This window comes from Collinsella sp. Sow4_E3, assembly GCF_052116285.1.
Lineage (GTDB): Bacteria > Actinomycetota > Coriobacteriia > Coriobacteriales > Coriobacteriaceae > Collinsella.
In genome coordinates this window covers 23,442-48,365 of sequence record NZ_JBQKLJ010000005.1, presented here as the reverse complement: position 1 = coordinate 48,365, position 24,924 = coordinate 23,442, and the positions used below count along the sequence as shown (strand labels likewise).

At 60.6% G+C, this 24,924-nt stretch carries 26 protein-coding genes and 1 tRNA gene; 8 read left to right on the top strand and 19 right to left on the bottom strand.

The genetic code is table 11. The features are described 5' to 3' along the window. Positions 1 to 160: 160 nt before the first annotated feature. Positions 161 to 868: a hypothetical protein gene (locus tag ACTQ48_RS04840; protein ID WP_427718908.1), complete on the bottom strand. Its 708-nt coding sequence runs from the start codon at positions 866 to 868 to the stop codon at positions 161 to 163. Between the two features lie 278 nt (positions 869 to 1,146). After that, entirely contained in the window at positions 1,147 to 2,754 is a 1,608-nt protein-coding gene (gene purH, locus ACTQ48_RS04835; RefSeq protein WP_427794233.1) for a bifunctional phosphoribosylaminoimidazolecarboxamide formyltransferase/IMP cyclohydrolase, read from the bottom strand. Between the two features lie 277 nt (positions 2,755 to 3,031). Between purH and ACTQ48_RS04830 the strand changes: the two genes are divergently transcribed. After that, positions 3,032 to 3,673 (top strand): GNAT family N-acetyltransferase, encoded by a 642-nt coding sequence (locus tag ACTQ48_RS04830; RefSeq protein WP_441570279.1) that lies wholly within the window; start codon positions 3,032 to 3,034, stop codon positions 3,671 to 3,673. A 273-nt stretch (positions 3,674 to 3,946) separates the two neighbouring features. On the opposite strand, the gene ACTQ48_RS04825 is transcribed toward ACTQ48_RS04830, so the two are convergent. Beyond that, entirely contained in the window at positions 3,947 to 5,890 is a 1,944-nt protein-coding gene (locus ACTQ48_RS04825; RefSeq protein ID WP_441570278.1) for a DUF2207 family protein, read from the bottom strand. 531 nt (positions 5,891 to 6,421) lie between these two features. Here ACTQ48_RS04825 and gluQRS point away from each other — a divergent pair. After that, complete coding sequence (gene gluQRS, locus ACTQ48_RS04820; protein ID WP_441570277.1) at positions 6,422 to 7,441, top strand: tRNA glutamyl-Q(34) synthetase GluQRS; 1,020 nt, start codon at positions 6,422 to 6,424, stop codon at positions 7,439 to 7,441. A 15-nt stretch (positions 7,442 to 7,456) separates the two neighbouring features. On the opposite strand, the gene ACTQ48_RS04815 is transcribed toward gluQRS, so the two are convergent. Continuing rightward, positions 7,457 to 8,182, bottom strand: coding sequence for a metallophosphoesterase (locus tag ACTQ48_RS04815; protein ID WP_441570276.1), 726 nt, complete (start codon positions 8,180 to 8,182; stop codon positions 7,457 to 7,459). An 85-nt stretch (positions 8,183 to 8,267) separates the two neighbouring features. Continuing rightward, on the bottom strand, positions 8,268 to 8,507 hold the full coding sequence (locus ACTQ48_RS04810) for a hypothetical protein (protein WP_441570275.1): 240 nt from the start codon (positions 8,505 to 8,507) through the stop codon (positions 8,268 to 8,270). A gap of 472 nt (positions 8,508 to 8,979) precedes the next feature. Here ACTQ48_RS04810 and ACTQ48_RS04805 point away from each other — a divergent pair, with 472 nt between their 5' ends. Next, on the top strand, positions 8,980 to 9,726 hold the full coding sequence (locus tag ACTQ48_RS04805; protein ID WP_441570274.1) for a hypothetical protein: 747 nt from the start codon (positions 8,980 to 8,982) through the stop codon (positions 9,724 to 9,726). 27 nt (positions 9,727 to 9,753) lie between these two features. Here the strand turns inward: ACTQ48_RS04805 and ACTQ48_RS04800 are convergent, their stop codons facing one another. Further along, positions 9,754 to 10,515 (bottom strand): metallophosphoesterase, encoded by a 762-nt coding sequence (locus ACTQ48_RS04800; protein WP_441570273.1) that lies wholly within the window; start codon positions 10,513 to 10,515, stop codon positions 9,754 to 9,756. A gap of 377 nt (positions 10,516 to 10,892) precedes the next feature. Here ACTQ48_RS04800 and ACTQ48_RS04795 point away from each other — a divergent pair, with 377 nt between their 5' ends. The 3 genes from ACTQ48_RS04795 to ACTQ48_RS04785 are packed head-to-tail and all read left to right on the top strand — an operon-like array spanning position 10,893 to position 13,518. After that, positions 10,893 to 11,435 (top strand): hypothetical protein, encoded by a 543-nt coding sequence (locus ACTQ48_RS04795; protein WP_055252376.1) that lies wholly within the window; start codon positions 10,893 to 10,895, stop codon positions 11,433 to 11,435. Between the two features lie 18 nt (positions 11,436 to 11,453). Further along, complete coding sequence (locus tag ACTQ48_RS04790; RefSeq protein ID WP_441570272.1) at positions 11,454 to 12,239, top strand: response regulator transcription factor; 786 nt, start codon at positions 11,454 to 11,456, stop codon at positions 12,237 to 12,239. Next, positions 12,223 to 13,518: a sensor histidine kinase gene (locus tag ACTQ48_RS04785; RefSeq protein ID WP_441570271.1), complete on the top strand. Its 1,296-nt coding sequence runs from the start codon at positions 12,223 to 12,225 to the stop codon at positions 13,516 to 13,518. The genes ACTQ48_RS04790 and ACTQ48_RS04785 overlap by 17 nt, the downstream gene beginning before the upstream one ends. Before the next feature lie 293 nt (positions 13,519 to 13,811). On the opposite strand, the gene ACTQ48_RS04780 is transcribed toward ACTQ48_RS04785, so the two are convergent. Beyond that, positions 13,812 to 14,186 (bottom strand): VOC family protein, encoded by a 375-nt coding sequence (locus ACTQ48_RS04780; protein ID WP_441570270.1) that lies wholly within the window; start codon positions 14,184 to 14,186, stop codon positions 13,812 to 13,814. 11 nt (positions 14,187 to 14,197) lie between these two features. Beyond that, entirely contained in the window at positions 14,198 to 14,485 is a 288-nt protein-coding gene (locus ACTQ48_RS04775; protein WP_055252380.1) for a PTS sugar transporter subunit IIB, read from the bottom strand. A 163-nt stretch (positions 14,486 to 14,648) separates the two neighbouring features. Here ACTQ48_RS04775 and ACTQ48_RS04770 point away from each other — a divergent pair, with 163 nt between their 5' ends. Both ACTQ48_RS04770 and ACTQ48_RS04765 read left to right on the top strand, forming a co-directional pair. Next, entirely contained in the window at positions 14,649 to 15,272 is a 624-nt protein-coding gene (locus ACTQ48_RS04770) for a hypothetical protein (protein WP_154515083.1), read from the top strand. Between the two features lie 31 nt (positions 15,273 to 15,303). Further along, positions 15,304 to 15,388 (top strand) — tRNA-Leu (locus tag ACTQ48_RS04765). 279 nt (positions 15,389 to 15,667) lie between these two features. On the opposite strand, the gene ACTQ48_RS04760 is transcribed toward ACTQ48_RS04765, so the two are convergent. From ACTQ48_RS04760 to yfcE, 11 genes are all read right to left on the bottom strand, one after another. Further along, complete coding sequence (locus ACTQ48_RS04760; protein WP_441015998.1) at positions 15,668 to 15,952, bottom strand: hypothetical protein; 285 nt, start codon at positions 15,950 to 15,952, stop codon at positions 15,668 to 15,670. Positions 15,953 to 16,111: 159 nt separating this feature from the next. After that, entirely contained in the window at positions 16,112 to 17,797 is a 1,686-nt protein-coding gene (locus tag ACTQ48_RS04755; RefSeq protein ID WP_441570269.1) for an ABC transporter ATP-binding protein, read from the bottom strand. Between the two features lie 163 nt (positions 17,798 to 17,960). Then, positions 17,961 to 18,227, bottom strand: a complete 267-nt coding sequence (locus ACTQ48_RS04750) for a PqqD family protein (RefSeq protein WP_349117025.1) — start codon at positions 18,225 to 18,227, stop codon at positions 17,961 to 17,963. Positions 18,228 to 18,252: 25 nt separating this feature from the next. Continuing rightward, positions 18,253 to 19,023, bottom strand: coding sequence for a hypothetical protein (locus tag ACTQ48_RS04745; protein WP_441570268.1), 771 nt, complete (start codon positions 19,021 to 19,023; stop codon positions 18,253 to 18,255). Continuing rightward, entirely contained in the window at positions 19,020 to 19,541 is a 522-nt protein-coding gene (locus tag ACTQ48_RS04740) for a S24/S26 family peptidase (RefSeq protein WP_441570267.1), read from the bottom strand. Before ACTQ48_RS04740 ends, ACTQ48_RS04745 begins: the two co-directional genes overlap by 4 nt. Continuing rightward, positions 19,531 to 20,712 carry a nucleotidyltransferase family protein gene (locus ACTQ48_RS04735; RefSeq protein ID WP_441570266.1) on the bottom strand — a complete coding sequence of 394 codons (1,182 nt, stop codon included), beginning with the start codon at positions 20,710 to 20,712 and terminating at the stop codon, positions 19,531 to 19,533. Before ACTQ48_RS04735 ends, ACTQ48_RS04740 begins: the two co-directional genes overlap by 11 nt. Positions 20,713 to 21,240: 528 nt before the next feature. Beyond that, positions 21,241 to 21,396, bottom strand: a complete 156-nt coding sequence (locus tag ACTQ48_RS04730; protein ID WP_441015977.1) for an IS3 family transposase — start codon at positions 21,394 to 21,396, stop codon at positions 21,241 to 21,243. A 114-nt stretch (positions 21,397 to 21,510) separates the two neighbouring features. Beyond that, on the bottom strand, positions 21,511 to 22,518 hold the full coding sequence (locus ACTQ48_RS04725; RefSeq protein WP_441570265.1) for a Ppx/GppA phosphatase family protein: 1,008 nt from the start codon (positions 22,516 to 22,518) through the stop codon (positions 21,511 to 21,513). A gap of 19 nt (positions 22,519 to 22,537) precedes the next feature. After that, positions 22,538 to 23,299, bottom strand: a complete 762-nt coding sequence (locus ACTQ48_RS04720; RefSeq protein WP_441570264.1) for a hypothetical protein — start codon at positions 23,297 to 23,299, stop codon at positions 22,538 to 22,540. 168 nt (positions 23,300 to 23,467) lie between these two features. Then, complete coding sequence (gene mazG, locus ACTQ48_RS04715; protein ID WP_441015968.1) at positions 23,468 to 24,328, bottom strand: nucleoside triphosphate pyrophosphohydrolase; 861 nt, start codon at positions 24,326 to 24,328, stop codon at positions 23,468 to 23,470. A 2-nt stretch (positions 24,329 to 24,330) separates the two neighbouring features. Then, a complete protein-coding gene (gene yfcE / locus ACTQ48_RS04710) occupies positions 24,331 to 24,879 on the bottom strand; it encodes a phosphodiesterase (RefSeq protein WP_427748071.1) in 549 nt (182 codons plus the stop codon). Positions 24,880 to 24,924 lie beyond the last annotated feature (45 nt).

Sequence of the window (24,924 nt, the reverse complement as noted above, 5' to 3'; positions counted from 1 at the left end):
TGGTTGTCTTGCCCCATTATGACCGCGGAGCCGCAGGTGCGTGCCTCGCGAGGCACCAAGGTGACAGAACTGTTCGCGAACGAAAGCGTTTGGCTCGCCCCTCGCTCGCAACGGGAGCGAGGATCAAATGATTATTAAATCCCCGTCCCAGGAAAATCATTTAGCGGCGGGCACGGAGCTTTTCGTAGCCTTCGGCAAAGAAGGCAACCGTAGCGGCGTCGGACTCGACGGCGTCCGTCTCGGCGGCAGGGACCACGCCGTGCTCGTCACTCACCAGGAACAGCGCGCCCTTGAGCTGCGCGGGAATGTCCACGCGCGTGACCGGGATGCCCTTGGTCTGGGCCAGCTGCTCGATAAGCGTTGCCGTGCCACACAGGCACTCGTCCGCCGGTGCCACAAAGACCAGCTCGCCGTTGTTGACGGCGGCGAGCAGCTCGGGCGCCACGCCGGTTTCGTCGGCCTCGGAGCGGGCCTCGGCGGAGCGGGCACGCAGCGCCTTGGCCGATGTATCGGCCAGCGGCTCGTACTCCCCCACCGTCATGGCGGCATTGCCGTTAACGTCGATCACCAGCATGAGCACGCCGTCGCGCGCGGTGTAATCGCCCTCGGCAAGCGACCACTCAACGTGCTGCTTGGCCCAGCTGAGCATGTTATGGGTAAGCGGCTCGCCCTGCACCAGGCGCTCGGACAGCGCACGAATGTGACGGTTGAGCATGGGCACCTTTTTGTTGGACATGCGCCAACGGCAGACAAGCGCGGGCTTGTCGAGCGTAAACTTCTCGACCGCCTCCTGATTGGCGCAAAAGTCCTCGTACGCACGCTGGTCCTCGGCATTGCCAAACAGCTCGGCATCATCCACAACGGCCATATCCAACCTTTCTCAAAAACATACACCGCACCGTTATACCCAAAAAAGCCGCCTGCACCAACCGGCACAGGCGGCAATAGATAGCTTTAGTTCGGGGCGAGCCAATACCGCTGGTGGAGCATAAGCCAGCGAGCCGGACCCAAGTGCCTCAGGTCGCCGCGAAAGAGGAGCGACGCGTACTTCTGTACGCGAGCGACGGTTTGAGCGGCGAGATGAGGTGCTTGGGGCCGGCACAGCGTCGAGCAGTTACGCGGTTTGGTAAAACCGCGTAACGATCATTAGTGGCGGAAGTGGCGGGCGCCCGTGAAGACCATTGCGATGCCATGCTCGTTGCAGGCCTGGATGCTCTCATCGTCGCGCTTGGAGCCGCCGGGCTGGATGATGCAGGTCACGCCGTGCTCAGCAAGCACGTCGACGTTGTCGCGGAACGGGAAGAACGCGTCGCTTGCGCAGGCAAAGCCGCCCTTCTCCACGCCCTCGCGCTCGCAGAAGTCCTCGGCGCGCTCGCAGGCAAGCAGTGCGGAGTCAACGCGGTTGGGCTGGCCCGGGCCCATGCCAATGCCGGCCTTACCCTTGGAGACCAGGATGGCGTTGGACTTGACGCCCTTGCAGACCTTCCAGGCAAACTCAAGCTCGGCCATCTCGGCATCGGTGGGCTTGCGGTCGGTGGGGAACGTAAAGGTCGCGGGATCCTCGATCACGTGGTCGACCTCCTGCACCAGCATGCCGCCGTCGATGGAGCGCAGCTCCACCTTGGCGCCGTGGTCCACGCCGCCGGTAGCCAGCACGCGCAGGTTGGGGCGCTTGGCCATGCGCTCGAGCGCCTCGGCGGTGTAGCTCGGGGCGATGATGACCTCGACGAACTGCTTGTTCTGATCGGCAAAGTGCTCAACCAGCTCAAAGGGAACCTCGCGGTTGCAGGCGATGATGCCGCCGAAAGCGCTCTTGGGATCGCAGGCAAAGGCGCGGTCGTAGGCAGCCGTGATGTCCTCGGCAACGGCGGAGCCGCAGGGGTTCTGATGCTTGAGGATCACGCAGGCAGGCTCGTCGAACTCGCGAACCAGGTTCCAAGCGGCATCGGCGTCCAAATAGTTGTTGTAGCTGAGCGGCTTGCCCTGAATCTGCTCGGAGCCCACGAGCGGGAACTGCGAGCTCGCGGAGTTCTCGCAGCCATCGGCAAAGCGGTAGACCGTAGCCTTCTGCTGAGGATTCTCGCCATAGCGCAGGTCGTCAACCTTCTCCAGCGAGACCTCGAGTTTGGCAGAGGTGTCCGCCACGTCGCTTGCCTGGGCAGCAAGCCAACGGGAGATAGCCGTGTCGTAGGCGGCGGTGGTCTGGTAGACCTTCACCTGCAGGCGACGACGGGTGGAAAGCGTGGTGCAGCCACCGGTCTCGCGCATCTCGGCCAGGACGGCATCATAGTCGGCCGGGTCGGAGATGACGGTAACGCTCGCGGCGTTCTTGGCGGCAGAGCGAAGCATGGAAGGGCCACCGATATCGATGTGCTCGATGGCATCCGCAAAGGTGACCTCGGGGTTGGCGACGGTCTTCTCGAACTCGTACAGGTTGACGACGACCAGGTCGATCAGCTTAATGCCGTGCTGAGCTGCCTCCTGCATGTGCTGCTCGGAATCGCGGCGAGCCAGCAGCGCGCCGTGAACCTTGGGGTGCAGCGTCTTGACGCGGCCGTCCATCATCTCGGGATAGCCCGTGAACTCCTCGATGGGGGTTACGGGAACGCCCGCGTCCTCGATGGCACGAGCCGTGCCGCCCGTAGAGATGATCTCGACGCCAAAGTCGTCAACCAGCGTCCGTGCGAAATCGACGACGCCCGTCTTATCGGTAACCGAGATCAACGCGCGTGCGATCTTCACATCAGATCCCATGCAGTCCTCCTGTCTGGTACGCCGCCGTGCTCTGTGAGTCGGTGATACGTCGATCTGCAGCGCTCGCGCAGCGGCATTGAAAATACTGATTCAATGTAGCGCATCGAGCGCATCGATGCACCCCGTAACGGGCGCATGTGCAGAAAAAGCTTGCGAGCGGGGGTTGCAGGAGCGCCACTGGGCACGGTGAGTTGATGGAACACAGGGGCACCATAATTAGATGCCAATGGCATGGTAGAACTGTGCTCGATATGCATCCGCAATAGAAAGAGGCACTATGGTCTCGCGGGTTCTCTACCGACCGTTTGATACCGAAGACTTCGACGCCATCGCGCTGATCTTGCAGCAGCTTTGGCATAACAATTCGGATAACGAAGAGTACAACCGCCTTGAGGCCGCGTGCGACCTCGCCTATTGCCTTTCTTCCTCGACGTTTTCGCAGGTCGCCGTAATCGACGGCCAGGCGCGCGGCATTGCACTCGCACGTGCGGGGCAAAGCAGCGGCGCCACCGTTAAGGAGTATTGGATGGATACCGAACGCGCATTGCTGTCGCAGATGCGTGAGCTGGAGCCCGATGCCTGTGCCGAGTATCTCTCGTTTGTGCGCGCCACCATTCGGACCAACAACCGCCTGCTCGAGAGCAGCCCGCTGCCGCATGACAACGAGGTCACGTTGCTTGCCGTGGATCGCGATGTCCACGGCCTGGGCGTTGGCTCGGTTCTGCTCGATGCCGCGGTCTCGCACCTGTCCTCGCGCGGAGCGTCGAGAGCGCACCTGTATACCGACTCCAACTGCTCGTGGAAGTTCTACGAGCTGCACGGCTTTAAGCGCACGGCCACGCACCGCGCCAACCGCGAAGAGCGCCGCCACGACATGCCGCGCGAAAGCTTCCTCTACGAACTCGACCTGACAGCCTAAAACCGGCAGTTAGGGACGTCCCCTTTGTGCCGGCGCCCCGGGACACTCCTTGGCAGCAACCACACCTAGTCGTTGGGGACGTTCTTAAATGACTAGTCGCCGGGGACAGTCTTGAACAAAAGAGTCACCGAAACCCTCGCTGGCATCACCCTATAGAGGATTCTGCAAATAGCGGTGGGCAAAAGTAAAAGATCGGCGCATTTTGGCCCATAAAAAGGGGATGGGCTTTCCCCGACGGCTGCCGAGAAAAGCCCATCCCATATTTTAGGACCGTTAGAACGTTCCGCCGCCGCCTCCGCCGACGCCGCCGCCCCCGCCGCCCGAGAAGCCACCACCGCCGCCGCCGCTCGAGCTATCGGAACTCGAAGCCAGCTCACGGATGCTCTCGTGATACACGCCATCGAACGAATCGAGCGGAGACTGGTTTCCGTAGTGATGGTAGTACCACCAGTAGCAGGGGTAATTGTCGTAGAAGCCGTCGGCCTCGCGCACCTCGGGCGGCACGGCCTCGGCAAGCTGACGCAGAACTTCCTTGGAAACGCCCAGCGCCGCACCCATCACCAGAAGTTTATTCCACAGCACCAGATCGCCGGGGACGGCTTCCTTTAGACGCGTGAAGTCCTCGAGCCAATGCTTGAGCGCCTTGCAGCGAGCCGCCACCTCGGCGCCCTCCGGCGTAAGGCGGCGGAACGTAAGGCCCACGCCAATACCCACCAGCACAATCGGCACCGAGATAACCGCGGCGACAATGTTCACCTGTGCGCCGTCGGTAAAGAAGATGGATCCCACGGGAACAAAGGCGATCAGAGTACCAAGAACCAGGCAAAACACCATTGCGACAATGCCGTCCGAGGCAACGTACTCGCTATCGGCCAGTTTGCCCTTAACGGTGCTCTGATAGTCCTTGAGCTTGTCGCCCACGGGCGTAGCGTGCTGCTTAACATAGTGTTGCAGCTCGTCAAACGTGCGCGAGCGATCGCCGTTCTCGTCGGGCTTAGCACCGGCAAAGAAAACCTTGAGCACCATGCGGTCAATGCCCTTGGCCGACCTCCAGCCCGCATCACTCACCGTCACACGATACGTCTGTTCCTCTTTTTCGCGATGGAGCAGGCCCTTCTTGCCCTTGGTCGCGATTGCCTCCTCTAACTTGATCACGCGATCGTCGGTGAGCTTCATGAGCGTGGCGATATATGCCTGATCGGGCACCTCGTTCCAGCTCATGAGGGCCGAAAGCACGGCGGGATGGTCGGCCGAGGGCACGTCGCGGAAGTATTCGTCCTGGAACAGCGGTTTGGGCTTGCGGCGGCGCAACTTGAGCACGACGATCGTGCCGGTAAAGGCCACCGCCGCGACAACGCTAACCACGGCAAGTGCATTGGCGATCATGCGGGCGTGAGCGCGGCGGGCGTTGGCCTCCTCGGCCCACGCCTTCTCCTCGCTCAGAATTGTCGACATGCGTTCCTTGCCCGAGGCGGCGAGCTGCGGCACCCAATCGCTGGGGAAGGCGATGCGCGCCTCGGCGAATTCACCCTGATGCACGCAGGGTATGGTATAGGTGACCATGGGCTCGTCCGCGTCGAGCGACACGTCGCCCGTGAGCGGACCGTGGCCCCATGCACGGAAGTTATCGCCCTTGACGGCCGCCGTTCCGGCAGCGGCATTTGCGAAGTAAACTTCCATCTCGACGTCATCGGAGTCCGCAGACCAGCCGTCGCCCACAAACTTCCAGTAAAGCTCGGCGGTATCGGACCAGTTCATAACCGCACCGGTCATGGTGTAGCTCACGTAATAGATCGCGCTGTCGCCGCTCTCGTGGGGGCTGAACACCTTGATCTTTACGCCGCCGTCGGACTGCTCAACCGTATAGACGCCGTTGTCGCCTTTGTTTGCATAGTCAACCCTGCTAAACGCGGCATCATCTTCCTCGACGCTCAGCACATCGACACCCGCCGTACCACCCTGCTGGTTGGTGCCCGTATTGATATCCCAATACACGCCGTTGATGTCGTCGTCGAAATCAAACTGGCGCCCCTCGACAACGGTCAGCGATCCATCGGCCTCAACCGTGGCACCGATATAGGTTTGGGTCATGGAATACCCGTCGGCACGTGCAACGGCGGGCAACGGCAACAACACGCACGCGACGAGTGCGCAAATGGAAGCAAATCGCGCAAGCAGGCAGCGCTGCCGACAAGCATTGGCAACGGGGGCGTTCATAGGCACATCCTTTGTCTGTAAAACCAACAGCGCCATTGTCCCACGTTTGCGGGTACACATGACGAACATCTAGGCGACCGGAGCGTCAAACGGGATGAAAGTCATGCCTGCCGCCAGCAGCTAATCATTGGGTAGTCATTGGGGACGTTCTTAAATGACTAGTCATGAGGGACACCCTTGGCATGGCCCGCGCCAGCAATAGATACCACTTCACAGCTCCGTCACAGGTGTAGCAGCTTTGTGTGGGCGTGGCACGCGCTGATTGAGCCGCCAGCCGAGGGGCATAAAGCAGTTGAGCGAAACCGGTTTGCCCCTTTGCCGTTCGCTCGAGGATCATGTCCCCCTTTTCCGCGGAAACCCCGGCAGTTGCGAAGAGCTGCCGGGGTTTCTGTTGTTTGAGGGGTTAAAGGGGCTGAGCTTGGGGCGGTAATCGAGGTGTTGAGTCGGTGCCCGCCGCGCACAACACGCAGCCTCGGCAACTCGCGAGCATCGACGACGCCCCCCACCTCACCCCGCGCTATACTCGTCCGCATGGATATCAACGCATGCAACATAGCAACACACGCCGTGGCCACGTCGACGGCGTCCAACAGCAAGCTCGCCCCCGCCCTCACGCCCGTCGTGGGCCGCTTTGCCCCATCGCCCTCGGGCCGCATGCACCTGGGCAACGTGTTCAGCTGCCTGTGCTCGTGGCTTTCGGCCCGAAGCCAAGGCGGCAGCATCGTGTTACGCATTGAGGATCTGGACGATCGCTGCAAGCGCCCGGAACTTGCCGCCCAATTGATTGACGACCTGGCCTGGCTGGGGCTTGAGTGGGACGAAGGCCCCTACTACCAGCACGATCGCCTGGACTTGTACGAGGACGCCTTGCGCCGGCTGAATGACGCCGACCTCACCTATCCCTGCTTTTGCACGCGTGCCGAGCTCCACGCCGCGAGCGCGCCGCATGCCAGCGACGGCACGCCCATCTACCGCGGCGCCTGCCGAGGCCTTTCTGCCGAGGAGGTTGCCCGCCGCAGTGCCCTGCGCGCTCCCGCCACGCGCCTGCGCGTGCCCGCCGTCGATGACCTCGCCGGCGACGTGATCGAATTCGTGGACCGCACGTACGGCGCCCAATGCGAGGCACTCGCCACCGAGTGCGGCGACTTTTTGGTGCGCCGCAGCGACGGCGTTTTTGCCTACCAGCTAGCCGTGGTGGTCGACGACGCTGCCATGGGCGTCACCGAGGTCGTGCGCGGATGCGATCTGCTGGGCTCTACGCCCCGCCAAATCTATCTGCAGCATCTGCTGGGACTTCCCACGCCGCACTACGCGCACATTCCGCTGCTCATGTCGCCGGACGGCCGCCGTCTATCCAAGCGCGACCGCGACCTGGACCTGGGCGAGCTACGCGCACGCTTTGGCACACCCGAGGCGCTGCTGGGCTGGCTCGCCGGGCAAACGGGCATCGCGCCGGACACCACGCCGCGCTCTGCCGAGCAGCTGGTCGAGCACTTTAGCTGGAATGTCATCCGCGCGCACCGCGAGAACATCGCTGTAACGGCCGAGTAGCCAAATACCTCGCCCCTACGCAACGTCCCAGGGCTGGAGTTCGTCGCCCAAGCGAACGATGCAGTCGTAGAGCACGGTATGGCGCTCGGCAGGGTTGGCATCCCGATGAAAATGCCCGTAGTACCAGCGCTTGTAGTCCAAGCGGTCTTCCAGCTCATCGAAAAATGCCGTAAGCCGATCAACGGCGGGGTAATTCCAGCCAGGCCCCGGATAGAGCGTGGGCGAAAGCATGCGCGTAGAGCAGGTATGGGTGACCACGTAGTCAACCTTCCAGCCCACGCTGTCGAGCTTTGTCCGCGCCTCCTCAAAGCTGCGCTCGTCCGGCAGCTCCTGTGGCCACCAGCTGGAATAGGGAATGCGGTATTCCTTATCCACGCTCGTGGCGCCGCCCATGGTAAAGATCGTTGAGCCGTCGAGCTCAAAAACCTCGCCGCGCGTCAGGCGCCGTATGGGAGAGGTATCCGACAGGCGTTGCGTCAGCCCGCCGTGCCACAGCTCCATGGGACGCTCCGCCCAGTGATCGAAACGCTCGTGATTGCCGTCGACGAACAGCACGGTATAGGGACGCGATTCCAGCCAGGCGATATCGATGCATTCCTCGGCAGAGAAATCCCACGGAAAGCCAAAGTCGCCCGCGACAATCAGATAGTCATCGCTCGTCAGACTATCCCCAAGATCCCAGTCGCGCAGCTTTTGCATGTCGAGGCCGCCGTGAATATCGCCCGTCACATAGACCGTCATCGGATTACCACTTCCCTGCAAGTCGCTAGCCCACATTCTGCACGATCACTAAGCCAATCGTTCCAGCCCTTCCATCCCTTAGGGCTTACCCCTCGTTCTTCCATCCAAACGGGTCAAGCACCCAAAAAACCAGATCGAGCACGCCGCCGGTCATCATAGCGCCGGCAAGGGCCATGCAAACGCGCAGAGAGATGGCGCTTCGGAGCACGTCGAATGGTCCCAGAACAGCCAACAGCGCGACCGCTGCGCCGACCACGCACAGCGCGAGGCACGGCCCCGCGTCCTTGACGCACTTCTTTGCGAGATGCTTGGTGTTGTCACTCATCAATATCGGACTCCTTAGAGGGCCGTTGTTTGGGCACATGCCGCCGCGGCAGAGCAGGGCGGCAGGGTAAGTGTCACATGCCGTGCGGACATCAATGGAGAAACCGCCTGCTCGACCAACCCTTGACGCCGTTTTGCACCGGCACCCCATCCCCCGCTATCGAGGTCTAATACTTTTCCGCGAAGTGAACGTCTGTTTTAGGACCCCTGAAGCATCCACATTTTTCGTCGGCAAAATCGCAGGATTTCAGCATCGAAACCGCAGGAAACGGCACCTCTAAAGTGTCGATGCTTCGGGGGTCCGTTTTAGCTCGTTCACTTCTCGGGAAAAGTATTAGGCCTTGATTCTTTGCTGCCCCGAGGGCGCGCCGCTTCCTTCTCTGGAACCCTCACTAGCACTGGCACCCCTAGCCGCTACGACCGCAGGCATGCCTATAATGAGACATGTTTCCTGATGAGAAAGGAATCCAGATATGGACGAAGCCAAGCTCGCCGATTTGAACGATATCAGGGATTTTTTCGACCGCGTCGGCACTATATGCAAAAACGCGTCTTCCACCGGAGAGTTCTATACCAATCCAATAGACGTCAAGGACTTTATTGAATGGTGCAACGATCCTTGCAATAACATTTCCGAAAACAGTCCTCATAGTGACCAAGCCTATCAGCTGGGCGACACCGTACGTGAGCTAAATAAACTTAAGGAAAATAAGCTTAAAGAAATGGAATCTGCCCTTAAAGAAGACAGATGGGATGAATGGTACGAAGACAACAGCATAAAGGCATCAGCAGACGATGCTGTTTTCTACCTTGCGCTTAAGTGCCACACCGACGATCAGCGACATTACCACTTTTGCTTTGACAAAGATGCGGTTGCTGAACTCGACGCCTTTGACCCCTTTACCGAAGACGAGAATGGTAAAACAGTTTTAGATCAGCAGTGGCACGTACTCATCTCCCTGCTCGCCTACCTCGATGTCGCCCACGCCTTAGGCAACGAACAGCACGAATATCATTGCCTTTATCGGTATATTAAAAAATTGGACAAGATAGATTTGAATGCAGCAGAGCTGCAGTTTTACTGCGTTATCTCTGTCAAACCCGAATACTGCGGCATCTCTATCAAACCCGAACTTCGCTTAAATACAAAGGAAGGAAAGCGGGTCAGAAAATATCCTTCTGGAAGAATGAATGAATGGCTTAATAGATCATTGCGTTAATAGAAAGGCAAATAATCGCCCTCCAACCTACTCCAGTCCTTGCCCGCTGTACTTCCCTGTCTCCGAGTCGTAGTCCAGCACGACGACCTCGCCGTGCTGGACTACGTTCCCGTCAATGTAGAAATGGCTGGCCCCGTCATGCCAGATGCCGCGATAGCCCGCAATGCCCGAAACAGCCTCGGTGTTGATATGCCCGGCGATAACATCCAGATAGAACTCACGCCCCACGTAATCGGGCGGCATCATGGTTAGCGACTCGACAGCCGTGCCAAGCTTCCAATCCTCCCCGGCTTCCTCGTCAACGCCGGCGTGCACAAAGACCTGGCCGAAGGGGCTCTCGTAAAAGTAAGGGAGTTTGCGAACCCACGCGATTATGTCCGCGTGCTCGGCCTTTATGCGCTCAACCGTAAAGGCGTAGGCCTCCTCGAACTCCCTGAGCCTCAAAAGGTGCTTAACGTGCTTGAATGCCTCGGCGTCTAAGAAGCTCTTGGCCGTTGCCAGATTGCTGTCGGCAAGTATCCATGCCTGCGTGAAATTGGGGTCCTTCACCTCGTCAATGTACTCGAGGAACATCTCCTCGTGGTTGCCGCGCAGCGCCACGACGCGATCGCCGTACCGCTTTTGCAGGTCCATGATGAGCTCGAAGACCCCGAGCGAATCGGGGCCTCGGTCGCAGTAATCGCCAAGCAAAACCAGCTTGGAATCCTCGGCATCGAGGTCGACGGTGGAAAGCGACGTTTTAAAGGCGTCCAAGCATCCGTGAATGTCACTCATAGCGTAGATATGCACGTATGGCCTCCTGTTTGCGTCAGGGTCCCGCTCGTTTGAGCCATGCGGCGCGGCGGCCCCTCTGATTTCGCGGGCGCCGGTCAACCTTGTCCTGTCACGCCCCTCAACATGGTTAAAAGTATATCTCGCCGTGCGGACACAAATTTACGCCTGGGCTCTAGCCGCTCAGTCTGCGCTTGCCTCAAAGCCTGCCTGCGCCCACAGCACCCAAAAACTCATCCAACATTAATCTTGGCTCAAGAATCGCTTAATCTATAACCTGCACTATAAAGTTCGACCAAGGGCGGGGCGGCGTCGCGCAACGCAGACCGCCGAACGCAACGCTCGCGCCCGGGCAGATCGCCTGGCGTCGCGCCCATCGAACGAAAGGACAGGTCATGGACGACCTCGAAAAAGTTGAAACCATCCGCACCAAGTGCAACGTGAGCTACACCGATGCCAAGGCCGCGCTCGACGCCGCCGACGGCAACGTTTTGGACGCCATCATTTGGCTCGAGTCGCAAGGCAAGACCCAGACCACATCGGCGCACGCCGCCACCGAATCCGAGCCGGTCGATGAACCCTCGGCCGAGATGGTCGCCGCGCAGGCAGCCTACGAGAAGTCGAGCGAAAAGACTGACTTTTCCAAGAAGATGGACAGCGTGTGGGAGTACCTCAAAAAGCTCTTCCGCCTGAGCCTGGACACCAAGTTTATCGCCACGCGCCGCGACGCCATCATCCTCAACATTCCCATTCTGATCCCCATCGTCGCCCTGTTTGCCTGGGGCGCCACGATATGGCTCATGCTGATTGGCCTATTCTTTGGCATGCGCTACCGCATCGATAGCGACGGCGACGTGCCCGGCAGCATCAACAACCTTATGAATCACGCCGCCGACGCCGCGGACGACATCAAGCAAAACCTGAACGACGACAAGTAATCGCAGACGGGGACACGCATGACACAGATCCTGATCGTAGAGGACGAGGAGAAAATCGCCCGCTTTGTGACGCTCGAGCTGGAGCACGAGGGCTACCAGGTGGAGCACGCCGCCGACGGCCGCACCGCCGTGGACTTGGCGCTGGAGCGCGACTACGATCTGATTCTGCTCGATGTGCTGTTACCGCAGCTCAACGGCATGGAGGTCTTGCGGCGTGTCCGCAAGCACAAGGATGTGCCGGTGATTATGGTCACCGCGCGCGATGCCGTGATGGACAAGGTGGCCGGCCTCGATGCCGGTGCCGACGACTACTTGACCAAGCCGTTTGCGATTGAGGAGCTGTTCGCACGGATTCGCGTGGCGCTGAAGCGCGCGGAGGCCGTGCGGGCGGCTTCGGGCGTTGGCGGCGCCGGCGCTGGGGCGGGCATGGAGGGCGGCGCGGGCGGCGATGCCGCTGCGGTGTCCCCGGTCAGTGAGTCGACCAAGGCTTCCGTCGCGCCCTCCCCCGCCGCGCTCACCGTGGGCTCGGTCGTGCTCGACCCCGACCGCCGCGAAGTCACGGTCGGCGGCTCGCCCATCGCGCTCACGGCCCGCGAGTTCGACGTTCTCGCCCTGCTTATGACACATGCCGAAACCGTGCTCACACGCGAGCGCATCGCGCACGAGGCGCTGGGCTACGAATACGTGGGCGACACCAACAACGTCGACGTGCACATCGCGCACCTGCGTGCCAAGATCGAGGACGCCGGCGGCGCCCGCATCATCCAGACCGTGCGCGGGGTGGGCTATGTCTGCCGTGCGTAACGCCGAGGCCAAGCGTGTCACCTCCATCGCCCGCGCCATCAACTGGAGCTATATATGGCGCCGCCTGATGAGCTACGTCTGGCTCGATCTGCTGCTGATGGTGATTGCAGCGGCGATCCTCGTCTATGGATACAACCAGACGCTGCCCGACAGCGCGTTTACCGCAGGATGGATCCCCGGCGCCACTGTTCAAGGCATGTCGCTGAAGCCCGCGCGCGACTGGGACCTGACAACGCTCACCTATACTGTCGAGCTTGCGCGTACCACCAAGACTTTCCCTCTCGCGCAGGACCTCGTCGCGCTATGGCCTCTCTACCTTGTCGTTGTGGGTTGGCAGGTCATCAGCGTGCTCAACATGCTCGGCGGCGCAAGGCACGTGCGTCGCACCATGGCACCGCTCAACGACTTGGCCCTGCGCGTGGACGAACTCGGCCGCATGCAACTCTCCGGCGGCAAGATGGAAACACTGGAGCAGGCCATCGAGCGCGCGAGTGTCGACTCGCCGAGCGTCACCACCGGCGACGCCGACCTGGCAAGCATCGAGGTCGCGCTCAACCGGCTGCTGCGCCAGATGCAAGAGGCCAAGCTGCAGCAGATGCGCTTTGTCAACGATGCAAGCCACGAGCTGCGCACGCCCATCGCGGTGATTCAGGGCTACGTAAACATGCTCGACCGCTGGGGCAAAGACGACCCGGACGTGCTGGCGGAATCCATCGCGTCCCTCAAGGCCGAAAGCGAGCATATGCAGGAACTCGTGGAGCAGCTGCTGTTTTTGGCACGCGGCGATGCCGGGCGCACGGTCCTGCGGCGTGCGCATACCAACCTGGCCGCACTGGTCGGCGAGGTGTGCGAGGAATCGCAGATGATCGACGCCGCGCACACGTATCGGCTGGCTTTTGACGCTGCATTTGCCAACGATCCGCGCTGCGACGCACCTGTCGACGTGGCGCTTGTGAAGCAGGCTCTGCGCGTGATCGTGCAGAACGCCGCCAAGTATTCGAACGCGGGAACGACCGTCACGTTTGCCATAACTCCCGATACGGGCACGGGCGCGATCGACATAAGTGTTGAGGACGAGGGTATCGGCATGAACCAGGAGTCCGCAGCTCACGCGTTTGAACGGTTCTACCGCGCCGACAACGCACGCGATGCCGGCGCGCAGGGTTCGGGCCTGGGGCTTGCCATTGCTAAGTGGATTGTCGATAGCCATGGCGGTGCCATTGGCGTGACCTCGGTCGAGGGCGTCGGCAGCCGCTTTACGATTCGCCTGCCACGGTAGGAAGCCCCCTCGTGAATCGAGGTCTAATACTTTTCCAGAGAAGTGAACGAGCGTATTTGGACCCCTGAAGCATCCACATTTTTCGACGGGAAAGTCGCAGGATTCCAGCATCAAAACCGCAGGAAACGGTACCCTCAAAGTGTCGATGCTTCGGGGGTCCAATTCTGCTCGTTCACTTCTCGGGAAAAGTATTAGACCCCGATTTCATGTCCCCTCAAAAGGTCGACCCCTCGGCATAAAAAAGGATAGGGCCATGCGGCCCTATCCCTTTTTTCGTTATAGCAGCTTGCGCGCTACTCGCGACACAGGTGCACGGCGAAGCCGGCGAACTCGCGCTTAAAGTACACAAGCTTGGTGCCGCCGTCGGGCAGCAGCACGCGCGACTCCTCGTTGACCTCGAGCCCGTGCTCGGCAAACCACTTCTCGGCAGCATCGATGTCGTTGACGGCAAAGCCTATGTGGCCCTTGGCGCCACGACCGTTCTGCTTCATGATCTCGACCAGCGAGTCGTTAAAGTACGAAATCGGGGTCTCGCTGACGGGCAGGCCCATCATCGTCGAGAACAGCTCCGCGATCTCCAGGGCGTTTGCCGGGTCGGTGGCGTTAATGCCCACATGGGCAACGCGCATGCCAAAGAGCTCGACCGGGTTGGCGTTCTGCTCGTTCATACAGGCAGCGTCTACTGAGCCATGACGTCGAGAACGGCCTTCTCGGCAGCGACGCGGTTCATGCCGGTCATAAAGGGCACGCCGCTCACGTACGGGCAGGTGAGGCCCTCGGGGGCAACGGTGGTGGCGATCAGCAGGTCGGCGCCCTCGTCGCAAGCGTCCTTGGCCTCGGAAATGGCGCACTGCACGATCTCATACTTGCCGGCGTAACCGTTGGCGTCGAGCATGGTGGCGACCTTCTGGGCAACGAGCGTGGAAGTAGCAGCGCCAGCACCGCAAGCCAAAACGATCTTCTTCATAGGTAATGTCTCCCTTCATGGTTTACTTTAGGTAAGTGTACCGCAGCGAGCGATGGCGCTCGGCCTCGATGCACTTTTGTGCCAGTTTGCTTGCACGCTGCGTATAATACATCTAGTACGTTTTGTCATACCGCTTGTTTTACGAGCGACCGAGGAGCTCAATATGCCCGATTCCCGCACACTCTGGACCGTCGTCGTTGTCATCTGTATCGTCGTGTCGCTGCTCTTTAGCATCAAAAAACGCACCACGTTTAAACGCCTGCAGCGGCTCATGGCCGCCAAACAGTGGGACGAGTTCGATCGTTTGCTCGACGGCAAACTCACCAGCATGCTGTACCCGCGCTACAACCGCGACTACCTGCGCCTGAACTCCTATCTGCTGCGCGAGGACCACGAGCGCGCCGACGAGATGTTTGACCTGCTGCTGGGGCTCAACCTGCCCAAGATGCAGCGCGTCGATCTGGTGATCAAGGCCTTTAACTACTACGTTGGCCAGGAGGACCGCAAAAAGTCCAAGGAGCTGCTGCACGAGATCAAGGGCTTTGAGGGTGGCCAAGCCGAGGCAGTCGCGCACGAATGCCAGCTGATGTACGACACGATGATCCTCAAGCGCCACAACGACATTCCCGAGCTGGAGCGCATGCTCGAGGATGTCGGCAACGACCCGGTCAAGCGCTGCCGACTGGAGTACCTGCTGGCCCTGCAGTACCAAAACAAGGGCGATGAGGCAAAGTTCCAAGAGTTCCTCGAGAAGTCGGGCCAACACTCGATGGCCGTCAACGCGTAACGGACGGCTTGTGCTAGACTTCTAATCTTACGGGGGCGTGGCGGAATTGGCATACGCAGGAGACTTAAAATCTCTCGCCGCAAGGATTGTGGGTTCGAGTCCCACCGCCCCTACCATATGAAGCTTTCGAGCCCGTATCCCCAAGGGATGCGGGCTCGTTTCTTTTGAACGCCGATGGGGCTCGAACCCGCGAGGGGGCGAGCGTCAAGCGGACGCGCAGCGTCCGCAGCGAGCCGGCGAGGGCGCCGGCTGCCCCGCACTTCTGAAAAGTAGCTCATTTGGGACGGGGCTTTTTTAGCTACTTTTGCCACTCCACCCACCCAATGAGTTTTCTGGGACGGGGATTAAAAAATCATTAGGTACACAATGATTTTTTAATCCCCGTCCCAGAAAACTCATTCGCAAAAAGGCTCGAGCGGGCGATACTCCCACATTTTTCGATGGGAAAACGTGGTTGTCTCGCACATTTTTCGATGGAAAAACGTAGTTGTTTCCCACATTTTCCAAGGGAAATGCGCATATGGCCTTATATCATCCTTCGCCTTGGCGAGCGCGCTCTGCGTTCGGCGCAGCCCCTCCATAAGCGGTCGTTCGTGTTCTGCGGGGTCTGTGGCGTCGGCGAAGTCGAAATGAAACGCAATGCTTTCCTGCGTCGATGCCGCTTTCGGATTGTCGTTCATGTTCGCCCCCCTCGCCATCAGCCGACTTGTCTGGTTAGGGGCGGTTTTGCACCATGCGACAGCCCCATACATCTGCCTTATCCGAGAGTCCAGCAGTCAGAAGGGGAGCCTTTTGCGGCGCGGGATCAACGCAGGTCATCGCAACGCCAAAGCCCGATGTCATTCTGAAAACTCGATGCGCTTGTCGCACACTTCAAGCGCTGCAGGACGATGGGTTACCGCGATAACGGTCTTGTCCGTCAAAGCGCTCAGGTTCTGCAGAACGCGCCGTTCCGTATCGGGGTCTAGCGAACAGGTCGCCTCGTCCAATAGGAGCACGGGCCTATTGCTGAAAACCGCACGGGCTATGGCCAGGCGCTGAACCTGCCCCTCCGATAAGCCGCCACCGCTTTCGCCCAACTGCGAATCAAGCCCCTCGGGCATCTCCCGCACAAAATCGGCGCATGCGATACGCAACGCATCCCACATGCGCAAATCGCAGGAGGCTCCTTCCGTATCGCCGAAGGCGACCGCTTCGCGCACCGTACCGCCCATAAGGTGGTTACCCTGGGGCACATAAGAGAAAAGGGAACGCCAGCGCGCCGTCAGAGGCTGGCGGGACCCGTCCGCAAGCAGCACGCAGCACTCACCCGTTTCGCAAGGGCAAAACGCCATCATCGCCTTCAGCGTGGTTGACTTTCCGCAGCCGCTCGGACCGGTGAACGCAACGAACTCGCCTCGCCCGATGTTCATGTCGGGGCAACGAATCGCCCGCGGGCCGCAGGCGTCGGCGACATTGGACGTCTCGGAGCCGTATCGGCATGACACCCCACGCAGCTCCAGGCCGGCAAAACCCGTCGCGTCCGCTGCGGGTCCCTCCTCCGAATCGGCAACGCCATCATAAGGCAGCGCTTCGGCATCCATCAGACGCTCGGCACTGGCCGTCATAGCGAAATACCGCGGAATGCAACCCGAGATGTTAGCCAACGGGCCCTGTACCTGACCGACAAGCTGCAACGCCGCCACGAACGTACCGTAGCTCACCGAGCCTCCGAGGATCCCGTATGCACAATAGGCGGCAGCCACCAGATACGCGCCGCTCATGGCCAATCCAAATCCGATGTTGCACAAATTGGAGAATCGAATACGCCGCATGCATGCAGCCCGATAGTCTTCCAACAGCGCAGCAGCGCCGCGCTCGGCGAAACCTTCCCTCTGGAAGCTTTTCACGACAAGCAGGCTGTTAAGGCACTCGATAAGATGGGAACGTGCGCATCCATCGGTTTCGCGGATGCACTTGTGAAGGCGTTTGAGCACGCGACGAAAGCCCAACGTGAACCCAGCGAGCACGATTCCCGCGGGAATGAGCATCCAAGCGATTTGAGGGACCATGACAACAAGCAGCGCAAGCGCTCCGACAAGCCGGGCAAGCATACCCGCCGCAGAAGGCACAACCGTAGTGGCGTTGGATGCCACGATACGCGCATCATCGGTCAGGCGGCTCATCAATTCGCCGGTGTGGACAGCCTGCACGCTGGAAAGCTCGGCATGCAACACTTTGTCGAGGAATCTTAGCCTAAGGATATTCTGGAACATCGTGCGCGCACGTTCCTGCAGAAAGCGATACAGAGCCTGCAGCGCGATCAACGCAGCCGAAACGGCCGCGAACACGACAACGCTGAGGCGAAGCGCATCAGAAGCGCCGCCAACCGCAGCATTGACCAGGTCGCGCATCACCCATGCGGTGTAGACGCCGCCACCGGCGATGACCACTTCAAGTCCGACAAGGGCGGCAACCATCCAGAGTCGGCTCCCTAAAACGCGAATCATCCAGGGAACGGCATGCAGCTTGGAACCGGAATCCACGAGACTGGCCTCCTTGCGGGAAACACGATGTGAAGGGAGCCCCGATCCCGCAGTCGAAGCGCCCTTCGCGATTAAGGACACAGGGTCGGGCGCCGCGCAGCAAGGGGCACTTTGCCGTTTGCCCCTCCGAATCGGCGCATCTCTACCGCCCGAGAGGCGTAGCCTACTCCGAGGCGATCCCCGCCTTCACAAGCGCCTGCAGGAAGGTGTCGACATCGGCGGCCGCGCGCGGCTCGTCCACATCGTACGATTCGACCACGCGCGCAACGATCTGGTCGCGTGACAAGCCCTCCTCGATACCGCGCCATACGATCGCGGCGGTGTCGTTAAGCTTCACGATGCCGCTGAACTCCGCAGCCGCCGCCCCCGTTGCGACGGCAACCCATTGACCGCCTACTTCCTGGATAACGAAGCCTTTCTTGATGTTCATGGCTAACTCCCTTCATGCCGTTTCCCTATTGCTTGCGAACAACCTTTGCATATGACTGCCCGGTCATGGCCTCGAACGAGGTTTTGACAGCGGTTTCCGATATATCGCACCCCATTGCCCACACAGGCACTTCGGCGAGCACCCGATCGATGCATCTCAAGACCGTCAATGCGCCAATAGGGCTTTTGCGCGGTATATAGCATTGCCTTACGATGGTTTCCGAGGCATCTGCTGGAGCCAAGCGCTCGATGGAGCAAGTTGGTGCCTGGCGAAGCACGCAGATGCCCGCAAGCGGGGCGTGCCCGTTATAGCCCCAACCCTCCTTGCCCGTCCACGGACATCCGTAGACCATGGGTTCCCCACACTCGGGGACGTATAGGAACGGCTTGTCCCCGCAGAGAATCTTCGCCCCCTGGTCGCCAAGGTATCGCATCCATAGCCGTGCGTGCGTTGACTTGCCGGTGCCGCTGCGTGCGGTGAAGGCGAATGCGCGTCCTTCGTACTCGACCACACAAGAATGGAACACCACGCGGCGCAACGGAGCAACCTTCTCGGCGATCAGCCGATGCACGGTGCAAAGCTCAACGTAGGGATCGGGGTGTTCTGGGGCCATCGCCCTATCGAATGCCAGATCGTCATCGCTAGCCCTTACGGTAAACAAGGGCTCATCGTCCGCGTGCTCCTCTAGATACGGCTCGCCAACCTGTTCGAGCAAGCCGAAACGAGAAGCCACCTGCACCGGAACGCCCGCGAGCCTAAACCTCAAAAGACGCTCGCTACCTTCGCTTTGCGTCATGACCTACCCCTTCCTCGCTTCCGCTGATTCCAACGTCTTGATAGTCTGGGAAACGCGCGCTTGAGCGTCCGTTTTGCCCGCATGGCCAGCCGACGCCTTGTGATACGGTAGCGTTCGCCCCGGCGCAGCTTGCTTACATAAGCAAGGTAATCGGGATCGTCGACCGAGCACATCTTGCCATCGCGCACGAACGAGACCAGGACGCCGAGCACGTCTTCGAACGGGACATCGCGTTCATAGGTGACGCAATTGTCGCCAAGGATAACGTAGCCCGCGGGGCCCACCCCCACGATGCGATGCAGCACGTACCTATCAGCCGCCTGGTAATACAGCACCACATCGTTCTCGTGGAAACGCTCGCCGGGCTTCGCCGCCCTGATGGTCACAAGGTCGCGACCCTGCCGCAGCATAGGCTCCATGGACACGCCGCGCGTGCGGTACACGAGCACGCCGTCGCGGGCGAGCACTTCCTTGAATGTGCTTTTGGTTACGGGAACCGCTTCGTTATCAGCGATCATACAGCCCCATCTGCGAACCGAGGTTGCGGCGGCGGGCGGTTTCCTCCATATCGAAACGCACGCTACCCGCGATGTCCTTGCGCGTCAAAATCACGCGAACGCACCGCCCTGCTTGGTACACCCAGGCGAAAGGACGCAGCAGCGCATGCTTGCGCGCGGCTTTCCAGTTGCATACGCCGCCTCTTTGGAGATACCTGAAAAAGCCGACGGGGCCTCGGATTCCCGATAGCGCTGTAGCACCGGTCTTGCCCTTGATCTTCTTACCGAAATTACCCAGCAGCATCACATGCTCGAGCAGGTCGGCACAAACAGCGGGCTCCACCTCGGCGCACCATTCGAAGCCCTCCTCGGGAAGGCCCAGGTATATCTGGCAGAAACGCGTGAGGCACTTTGCCGTGCGCTTAACACGTTCATCGCCCAAAAGCTCGGAAAACTCCGTCCAGCCATCATGGGCGAGATATGCCTTCGCAAACAGCATCCAGTCAATCACCTGGCGGAAGCCCAAACCCCCAAGCGCCAGGTGCTTGCGCGCATGAAGCAGCAAAACGACGCCGTTGACCATGGGGGGGGACACAGGGAAGCTGTGCCCCTGCACGCAGGCTGCTTCCGTGTGTCCGAGCGCCTCCTGGAACAGGGCCTTCAAACCAGGTGTGCCCTGGGGAATGCCGTTTGGCTCCCAATGAAGCTCCAAGTGCACGCCATCCTTGTCCAACCCTACGTGGTGATCGCAAACGCCGTCGTATTCCTTGTCCTCAAAACCTGCGGCCACCAACGCAGCGCGGGCGCGCTTAAAATCGGCAGGAGACACCATGAAGTCGATGTCGCCATAGGAGCGCAAACCCGGATCAGGATACAGCATACCCGCCGCCGCGCCTTTTAGGATGACGGTCGGGATACCCTTTGCCTCCAAAACGGAAAGCATCTCATCCTGCACGTTAAGCAAATGCCCAAACAAGGCACGACGACCTAGATCGTGGTTGAGCCAGGCGGCGGCAAGCGCGTTGTCGGCACAGGCGTCAAGCAGCCCGCCCGGCAACAACGCAAACCCGGGGATGGCCTGGGCCTGCAACTCGGCATACACAACCGAAGGCTCAAGGCCTTCCGGCAACTTCAGCGACCCGTCTTCGGAGAACGCCGAACGAATGATTTGGCAAACGGTACTTTCAAGCAATGTCGTCGTCTTTCCGATCTGTTCAGATAGCCCGCAATGGCAGCGGGGATTCCCATGGTAACCGCCCCGTCAGCATATCGGAACAACCCATAGCCGGCATATTACTCCCATCTGGTGGGGATGGTACTGGCAAGCGCAACGGAATATGCCACATGGCCCCAGGCGGAAAGTTATCGTTCACGAATCCGATAAATGCTATCATAGCATAGCATATTTAGAGATTTCCGCATGTCAGACCCCTTGTTGACTGCCAGTCATCATAGAATTAGACTGAAAATCGCATTGCAAAATTACAGGAGGAAAGGAGGCCTGCAAATGTCTGAGAATCAGTACGATGCGCCTGCTATGGAGGTCGTGGAATTCGGTAAGGACGATGCCATCTGCACTAGCGGCTTTGGCTGGGAGGAGGAGGAGGGACCTTTTGGATAAAATTGTCTGTGTAAGTCTCGCGACCCGGGATTCCGATCCCGAGGAACGGAGGCACGCATGGTGAACTGCATCCCAAAACTTGGACGGCTTAAATAAAGACTACGCCGCGAAGGACTGGCTCCGGAACTCCTCCGGGGTCAGTCCTTTCAGTTTAACCCGCCTTCGCCTCGTGTCCCAATGGTCGACGTACGCGGCCTGGCGGGCGGCGTGATCAGCCGAAGGGGAAGCGGGGCGCCGGGCGTCCGGATGCGTCATGCCGAAATGGCGCGAAGCACGCGGTTGACAAAACTATAGAGACACGTCCCAGAAAACTCATTCGCGGAAAGTCTCGAGTGGGCGATGCAGCTAAAAAGCCCCATCCCAAAAAGCCTACTCTTGGAAGGCGCTGAGGCTGGGGGTCCAGGCGATGGTGGGGGTCGCGCCGTCGAGAACCTCGTTGATGGTGGCGGCCATTCCGGCGAGCAGGCTGTTCTCGCTTACAGTGAGCGCGTCGTAGCCGCCGGCTCGCATGAGCTCGCGAATCACCACAGCACCAGCCAAGATCACGCCCGCACGCTTGGGTTGCACGCCTGGCAACGCGGCGATGCCCGCGACATCCAGCGAGGACATGCGCTCGATAGCGGCCGAAACCTGGTCCAACGAAAGCTCGCGCAGGTGCACAAAACTCGAATCATACGGCTCCAGCTCGTGAACGAGCGCAACGAGCGTGGTGACGGTGCCACCCACCGCGACCAGGCACTCGGCTCGCTCAAAGTCGACAGGCAAGCTCTTAAAGTAGCCTGCAAACTGCTCGTTTGCCCACGCGCCAGCGGCGGCAAGCTCGCTGCCCGTTGGCGGCAGCGCCGAGAAAAACCGCTCCGTCACGCGGCGACAGCCGATGTCCAGCGAGCGCGTTCCCTCCAGCGCAAAGACCCCACGCTCCGGCGCATAGACGCCCGTCGCGAGCTCCGTGGATCCGCCACCCGAATCGGCAACAATGATGCGCTCGCCGGCAAAGTCGTGCGCCACGCCAAAAAACGTCAGGCGCGCCTCGACCTCGCCCGGAATCACCTGCGGCTCGAGCCCCAGCTCGCGCAGGCCGTCCAGCAGCAGCGCGGCATTGGACGCATCGCGCGCGGCGCTCGTGCACGTGGTGCAGATGCACGCGGCCCCAAAGGCACGGGCCTCGTCCACAAACATTCGGCACGCAGCGAGCACGCGCCCAACGGCCGCCTCACAAAAGCGCCCCGTTGCGTCCACGCCCTCGCCCAAGTCGGTAATCTCGGTATGCTTGGACGATTCCACGATCGCCCCGTCCTCGACCTGGGCCAGCACCAGTCGCGACGACACCGTTCCCAGGTCAATCGCCGCCACCTTATATCGTTTGCAATTCGTCATTGCGGCCCCCCTCCGGGCGCTACTCGCCATTGGACACGACCGTCTGGCCCTCGACGCCGTTAAATCCAAACAGCATGTCGAGCGTCTGGATGTACCACGGCGCGTCCTTGCCAACCTCTTCGATTTCCTTGGCAACTTCGCTGGCCTTCTTGGCGTTCGACGACTTCTGGCTCGACGAGGCATCGGAATCGTCTTCCAGGCCCTGCACTTCAATCCTCTTCTCGCCGGGCATCACCAGACCCAGGTCCTCGGTCGCCGCGTCCTTAATGCCCTCCTCCGAGAGCAGCTTGTCGACGCTTTTTTGCAGGTCGTCATTATATTGCTCGCGAATCTCGACCTGCTTGGCCAAGATGTCGCTCGAGCGTTTTGCCACATACAGGTCGCGCACCGGGAAGTACAGGCTCACGAGCGCCAGGGCGACGACAATGCCAACAAACAGCCCTCGCTGGGGACCGTGGGTAAAATCATAGATTGCCTTGACCACCGCGTTATCGTTGGCGTAGTGCATAAAGTCCGAACCCGAAAGACGGCTTGAGGGACGGCGCGGCTTGTCGGACGCCTGGGTCGAAGGGCGCGACGCATGCCTGGAACGCGATGGGCGCACCGGACTGTCCGAGGAACTATTTGGCTGAGCATTGGGATGCGAAGTCGCCGGCGAGCTATACCTGGAGCGATCAGCGCCAGCATAACCAGACCCGCCAAGCTGCACCGAATGCGCACGGCGAGGTGACGGTTCGCGCGAACCGGCGGAATAGTGCCTGTTGTCGTAAATCTGATCCATGTGCGCCTTGTGCGGTTGAGGTTTGTTTGCGCTAAGTCCTTTAGTTATAGCACGCGGGCGGACCAGCCGGACGAGCCGTAGGACAAATCCATTACTCGAGCGTGCGTGGTCGCCAACGGGCAAGTCGACGGGGCGCCGCCCTTACGCCCCGCCGACCAACACCGTGTCCTACTCCCCTGCCTTTGCGGCATCCCACAGGTCGTTGAGCCCGTGGGTCGAAAGCTCGGCAAGATCAACATGGGCATCGGCCGCCATCTGCTCCATCGCGGCCCAACGGCGGCGGAACTTGGCCGTGCTGGCACGAAGGGCGCTCTCGGCGTCGATGCCCTCCTTACGCGCAACGTTGACCAGGGCAAAGAGCAGGTCGCCAAACTCCATCTCGCGCTCGGGCGAGCCGGGTTCCTCGGCCTCAAACTCGGCACGTTCCTCGGCGACCTCGTCCCACACGTCCTGGACCGTATCCCACTCAAAGCCCACGGCAGCCGCCTTGCGCGACACCTTCTGAGCCTGCATCAGCGCCGGCAGATGCGTGGGAACGCCGTCGAGCAGGCCCTCGGGCGCAGCCTCGCCCGCCGCCACGGCCTGGTCCTTGGCGGCCTTCTCGGCAAGTTTGACCTCGTCCCAAATCTTGAGCACCTCGTCGGAGTTGTCGGCATCCACATCGCCAAACACGTGCGGATGGCGGCGAATGAGCTTGGCGTCGATATCGCGCGCCACGTCGGCCAGCGTAAACTCGCCGGCGTCCGCCGCAATCTGTGCATGCAGCACGACTTGCATGAGCACATCGCCCAGCTCCTCGCGAAGATGGGCCGCGTCATCCGCCTCGATGCAGTCGAGCGCCTCGTAGGCCTCCTCGATCATGTTCTTGCCAATGCTCTGGTGCGTCTGCTCGCGGTCCCACGGGCAGCCGTCGGGCTGACGCAGGCGCCAGATAGTCTGTACCAGATGTTGTAACTCAGCCGATGCATCGACCAGCGTGGAAAGGTCGCGCGAACCTTCGGCATTTTGCTGAGCCATGTGCTCGGCCATGGTTAGTCCTCCTCCATGATCACATGGCGGAACGCGCCGCCCTCGTAGATACCATAGCTGTGCGTGCCGTCCTTGGGGATGCTCACGCTGCCGGGATTGAAGAGCCACAGACCCGGGTGCGCGGTGCTTTCCTCGTTGACCTTGACGTGCGTGTGACCGTAGACGAGCGCGGAGCCCTCGGGCAGCGCGGGCGCGTGGTCGACGCTGTTGTGCATGCCGGCGCCAAAGACGTGGCCGTGCGTCAGGAACAGCTCGCGGCCGACCTCGTCGAACAGTGTGGCGTAGTCGGCCATGACGGGAAAGTCGAGAACCATCTGGTCGACCTCGGCGTCGCAGTTGCCGCGCACCGCGATAATGCGGTCGGCCAGGGCGTTGAGCAACGGAATCACGCGCTTGGGAGCGTAGTCGCGCGGCAGGTCGTTGCGCGGACCGTGATAAAGCAGGTCGCCCAGCAGGACGATGCGGTCGGGCTGCTCGGCTTCGATGGCGGCGCAGAGGCGCTCGGTCCAATATGCCGAGCCGTGGATGTCAGAAGCGATGAGGTATTTCATGGAGGTCCTTTCGGGGTGGGGTTGACGTGGCCGGGCGCGGAATGT